Source organism: Lysinibacillus sp. FW301-JW8, assembly GCF_058788755.1.
Map to the genome: position 1 here is coordinate 1 of NZ_JBYTBB010000126.1, position 5,558 is coordinate 5,558.

The window sequence follows — 5,558 nt, forward strand, 5'->3', positions numbered from 1 at the left end:
TACCATCGGCGCTAAAGAGCTTAACTTCCGTGTTCGGTATGGGAACGGGTGTGACCTCTTTGCCATCATCACTAGACCTATGTATTTTGTTTTGAAGTTGTTTACCTGTCCTTCAAGACAAGAATTATTGTATAATGTTTTCTCACATTGTGCAATACTTTTTTATAAAAAAAAGAATTTATTACTTTTAAAAGATATTTTTGTCATGTAAGAGAAATAATCACTCTGTTATTCATTATAACAATTGTTAAAAAAAAAGAAAACAATTATTTTACACTAACTATACAATTAGGTTAGGAAGAATTAATTTTGAGGAAAATACTTAATTAAACATAAAATAGTACTCAAGTTTAGTTGGGAATTTTTCATTCCCAACTAATTATATTAATGGCTTGTAAGCTTTTAGCTTATTTAAAAATGAATGTATTGCTTCTACCGAAACTATTAAATAGTAGAAAGTGCCATTTTTAGTTGATCAATTTCCTCAAATGTCGTTGTAGGACCAAAAGAAATCCTAAAAAATTGTCGTGCTGCCTCCCATGAATAGCCCATAGATAAAATTGCTTTGGTCCCAGATTCACTGTGAATATCGCAGGCACTTCCTGTAGAAATACAAATTCCTGCCTCATTTAATTTTAGCATAATATATTGCCCCTCCATATTTTCCATCAATACACCGCAAATATTGGGCAATTGACTCTGACAGTCTATTAGCCTGCATGTATCTGGTAAATTTCCCTTGAAATATTTTCGCAATTCATGAAAATGCTGATTGTTATAATGATAATCTTCAATAGCTGATGCAAAGGCAACAATTGCTGGTGTATCTAATGTTCCTCCTCTTAATCCACGCTCATGAGTCACGCCAGGTGTTAATGCGGAAACGCGGATCTTTGGATTTATATAAACAGCCCCACAACCTTTTGGTCCCCCAATTTTATGAGCTGAAATGGTAATAGCATCCACTTGCTGTTTTAACGGGATTTTACAAAAAGACTGTACACAATCAACATGTAAGAAAATATTAGACATTTTTGCTATCTCTGCAATTTCTTCTACAGGTTGAATAGAGCCTATTTCTGAATTAACATGTTGAATCGTTATGAGTGCCGTGTCTTCGCGTATCACTTCCTGTACTTGCTCCACATGAATACAACCATTTTGTTGTAATGGTAATCTAGTTACTGTAAAACCTAATTTTTCCAATGTATTTAACGCAGCATGTACGGATGTGTGTTCTGCTTGTGATGAAATAATATGTCTCCCTTTTTTCGATGCTAAGGCTAAAGATAAAATTGATATAAGATTTCCTTCGGTACCGCTCCCAGTAAAGATTACTCCATCATTGTTTACTCCAAGTGATTTTGCTACAACAGCTCTTGCCTGTTCAACAAAAAAATTAGCTTGTCCTCCTACATCATGCAAGCTTGCACTATTTCCATAATAACGTTTTGCTACCTCACTATATGCTTCAAGAGCATTTGCAGACATCGGAGACGTTGCTGCATAATCCAGATATATCATATGAATCTTCCTTTCTATTTTATCAGGTCTTGTTTTCTTTTTTATTTTATGTAAAGATAAGTGTCAAGACAACTGTAAAGAAGGTATGGTTATGGATGTAAAGGCAGACGTACTTATTATTGGCAGTGGAATCGCAGCTCTTCAAGCAGCTCGGCTACTGGCTGAACATTTTCAGGTACAGATTGTTACAAAGTCATCTGTTAATATGAGTAGCTCATATCGTGCTCAAGGTGGAATTGCTGCCGTTACAAGTCAAGAAGATCATCCAACATTTCATATTGCTGATACATTGACTGCTGGAGAACATCATCATGAAAGAAAGAATGTTGAAGTACTTATAGAAGATGGCACCAAAATTATACGTGATTTTTTAAAAGAGGGGTTCCCTGTCGATCGTCAGGCAGATGGAGCTCCAGCTCTAGGCTTAGAGGGTGCACATAGCTATCACCGTATCTTACATGCTGGTGGAGATCGTACTGGTCAGATAATGATAAATTATTTACTTAATCAACTATCATCTACTATCAATATAAATTGCTATGAAACAGCTTTTGAGCTTTTATTAAATACAGCAGGAGAATGTGTGGGAGTGCTGACAAAAGGAGAAAATGGAACAAAACGCTATCTTGCTCATCATATAATTCTAGCCTCTGGAGGAGCAGGTGCCCTCTATACATGTACATCAAATTATGAAACAAATACAGGAGATGGTATCGCATTAGCATATCGTGCTGGCGCTGCCATCAGTGATATGGAATTTATGCAATTTCATCCAAGCTTACTTTGGAGTAATGGAGAGGCAAAGGGACTAGTCTCTGAGGCAGTACGAGGGGCTGGAGGAATCTTTGTTGATGCACAACGTCAACCGATTATGAAAGGTTTACATGCTCAGCTTGACCTAGCTCCCCGTCATATTACAGCATTTGCATTATATAATAAACGAGCTGCTGGACAAGAAACATTTATTGATATTTCAAATATCGAGCACTTTGAAGCAAAGTTCCCTACAATTGCACAGCTATGTCATGATAACCGGATTGATATACAAAATGGTTTGATTCCTGTAGTACCAGGTAGCCATTTCTTAATGGGTGGTGTTATTGCTGATAACATGGGGAGAACATCTATTTCAAATCTATATGCAATTGGTGAGGTTGCTTGTACTGGGGTGCATGGGGCCAATCGTTTAGCTAGTAACTCCTTGTTAGAAGGAATTACATTTGGGCAAAGAATGGCGCAATTCATTATTAAAACTGGTTGTAAGCAACATAATTTCTCTATTGATGTTAAACATCATCGACATCCAATGCCATTATTATTTACGAAAAATCAATTACGGCAAACAATGATGCACACATTAGGCATAGTAAGAAACCCTATCGATATGCAACAATTCATACAACAACTACCATCATTAAATTCACTTCTTCAAGTGGATTTAGATGGATTGGATCGACAAGATCTTGAACTTTATATGATGCATATTGTTGCCACCCTAATGGTACATGCAGCCATTACACGAACAGAAACACGCGGAGCCCATATACGCTCTGATCAACCACTAAATAGCACAATATGGGCAAATAAATGGATTATTTTTCAACAAGGACAGATGAAAGTGAGGAATTCATTGTATGAATATCATCAAGCTCGAGGAAATGCTCAAGCAATTTTTTAACGAGGATTTAGGAGATGGAGATTTATCGAGTGAATTCATTTTTTCGGCTGAACAGCAGGGGTCTTTTTCTTTTTACGCCAAAGAAAGTGGAATTTTTTGTGGCGTACCTATAATTGAACACGGATTCCTTCTACTTGATCGGTTCATGGATATTACACTTCATAAAAAAGATGGGGATGAAGTAAATGAAGGGGATAAACTCGCTGTTATTAAAGGATCTCTTCAAAAATTACTAATTGGGGAACGTGTAATATTGAATCTTGTTCAGCGCATGTCTGCTATCGCTACAGCTACAAATTTAGCTGTTCGTGAAACAATCGGTACTAATGCGAAAATATGTGATACCCGTAAAACAATGCCAGGTCTACGTATGTTAGATAAATATGCAGTAAGAATCGGTGGTGCCTACAATCATCGCAATGGTTTATACGATACCATAATGTTAAAGGATAATCATATTGCTTTTGCCGGTAGTATCACTAAGGCAGTACAGGCTGCACGTACAAAAATTGGGCATACAGTTAAAATCGAGGTAGAAATTGAAACCAAAGCACAGCTTGATGAAGCAATTACGGCTGGTGCAGACATCATTATGTTTGATAATCGTAGCCCTGAAGAAATACGGCAGTGGCTTCCAGCTGTTCCCTCACATATTGCTACAGAAGCTTCAGGTGGCATCACACTTCATAATCTGAATAGCTATGCTAAAACAGGCATTCAATGGATTTCACTTGGAGCACTGACACATTCAGTAAAAGCCTTTGATATTAGTGCACTTGTACAAACGAAAGGAGCTAATTCCCTTGTCCATCACTAGTCTATTACAGCAAACGTCACTACTACCAGAGCATTACCGGACATTATCTAAAAATGAAATGGAATCCCGTATAATTGCTATAAAAAAGAAATTAGGTAGTAAGCTTTTTATTCCTGGTCATCACTATCAAAAGGATGAAGTTATTCAATTTGCTGATGCTACGGGTGATTCCTTGCAGCTTGCTCAGCTATCAGCAGCTAATAAAGAAGCGGAGAATATCGTATTTTGTGGCGTACACTTTATGGCAGAAACTGCTGATATGTTAACTAATGAACAGCAACATGTATATTTACCTGATATGCGAGCAGGTTGTTCAATGGCTGATATGGCCGATATTTATCAAACTGAACAAGCTTGGCCCATTCTACAGCAACTTTTTGGCGATACGATTATTCCGCTAACATATGTCAATTCCACCGCTGCCATAAAGGCATTCACTGGGCGGCATGGTGGGGCATGTGTCACATCCTCCAATGCAAAAGATATGGTAAAATGGGCATTTACACAGAAACAACGTATTTTCTTTTTGCCAGATCAACATTTAGGTAGAAATACTGCTTATGATTTAGGTGTTCCACTTGAAAATATGGCTGTTTGGAATCCACATACAAATATGCTTGAGACTGAGCAACCTCCTGAAAAAATCCAAGTGATTTTATGGAAAGGTCATTGTTCTGTCCATGAAGGGTTTACAGTTCAACATACTGAAATCGTGCGTCAAGCACATCCAAATATGCGTATTATTGTTCATCCAGAATGTAGCCGTGAAGTTGTAGCAGCAGCAGATGATGCCGGCTCTACAAAATACATTATTGATACGGTTAATAAAGCACCAAGTGGTTCTGCATGGGCAATCGGTACAGAAATGAATCTTGTTAATCGTATTATTAAACAACATCCAGATAAACAGATTATCTCTTTAAATAAGCATTTCTGTCCATGTCTAACAATGAATCGAATTGATCTTCCTCATCTGTTGTGGTGCCTAGAAAGCATAGAGCAAGGGCAACCACATAATCACATTCAAGTAGATGCTCATACTGCAATAGAAGCACGTATTTCTCTTGAAAGAATGCTGATCAGAGCTTAATTAACAACAACCCGTCTACTTATTTTCAGGTAGACGGTTTATATTTTTTAATAAATTTATTTTGTTTAGTTTCCTACATAACTTGTAAAAGATATTTATTTTAACAATCACGTTACACCATTCATTTAAAAATTAGGTGGCAAAAGAATAGGACAGTTAAACATTTGAGCCATTTGAAATACAATATCTTTTATGTACATTAATTATGAACTTTCATCATTTCAACTTTACGAATTGGAGAACAATATTGGAATTATAGATGTAAAACGGCCGATTTTCTCTTTTTATCATTTTTTAGTATTTCTTATCTCTTAATCCTGAAAATAGTCATATAAAAAACCTAAAATAGTATCTATAAAAATATCATTATACAAAAAAGCAGTAGATGTAAAATACATCTACTGCTTTTTTGTATGACCCGTACGGGATTCGAACCCGTGTTACCGCCG

Annotated in this window: 4 protein-coding genes and 1 rRNA gene; 3 read left to right on the forward strand and 2 right to left on the reverse strand. The window is 36.5% G+C overall.

Annotated features, from left to right (window positions below):
* Positions 1-76, reverse strand: a 5S ribosomal RNA gene (gene rrf / locus AC3WOM_RS26370); the annotation flags it as partial.
* Positions 77-444: 368 nt separating this feature from the next.
* A complete protein-coding gene (locus AC3WOM_RS26375; protein ID WP_492449082.1) occupies positions 445-1,524 on the reverse strand; it encodes a cysteine desulfurase family protein in 1,080 nt (359 codons plus the stop codon).
* A 91-nt stretch (positions 1,525-1,615) separates the two neighbouring features.
* On the opposite strand from AC3WOM_RS26375, the gene nadB reads away from it, so the two are divergent.
* From nadB to nadA, 3 genes are read left to right on the forward strand one after another with little or no spacing between them, the layout of a single operon-like run.
* Positions 1,616-3,202 carry an L-aspartate oxidase gene (nadB, locus tag AC3WOM_RS26380; protein WP_492449084.1) on the forward strand — a complete coding sequence of 529 codons (1,587 nt, stop codon included), beginning with the start codon at positions 1,616-1,618 and terminating at the stop codon, positions 3,200-3,202.
* A complete protein-coding gene (gene nadC / locus AC3WOM_RS26385) occupies positions 3,159-4,019 on the forward strand; it encodes a carboxylating nicotinate-nucleotide diphosphorylase (RefSeq protein WP_427550083.1) in 861 nt (286 codons plus the stop codon). The genes nadB and nadC overlap by 44 nt, the downstream gene beginning before the upstream one ends.
* Complete coding sequence (gene nadA / locus AC3WOM_RS26390; protein ID WP_427550085.1) at positions 4,006-5,109, forward strand: quinolinate synthase NadA; 1,104 nt, start codon at positions 4,006-4,008, stop codon at positions 5,107-5,109. The genes nadC and nadA overlap by 14 nt, the downstream gene beginning before the upstream one ends.
* Positions 5,110-5,558: the final 449 nt, after the last annotated feature.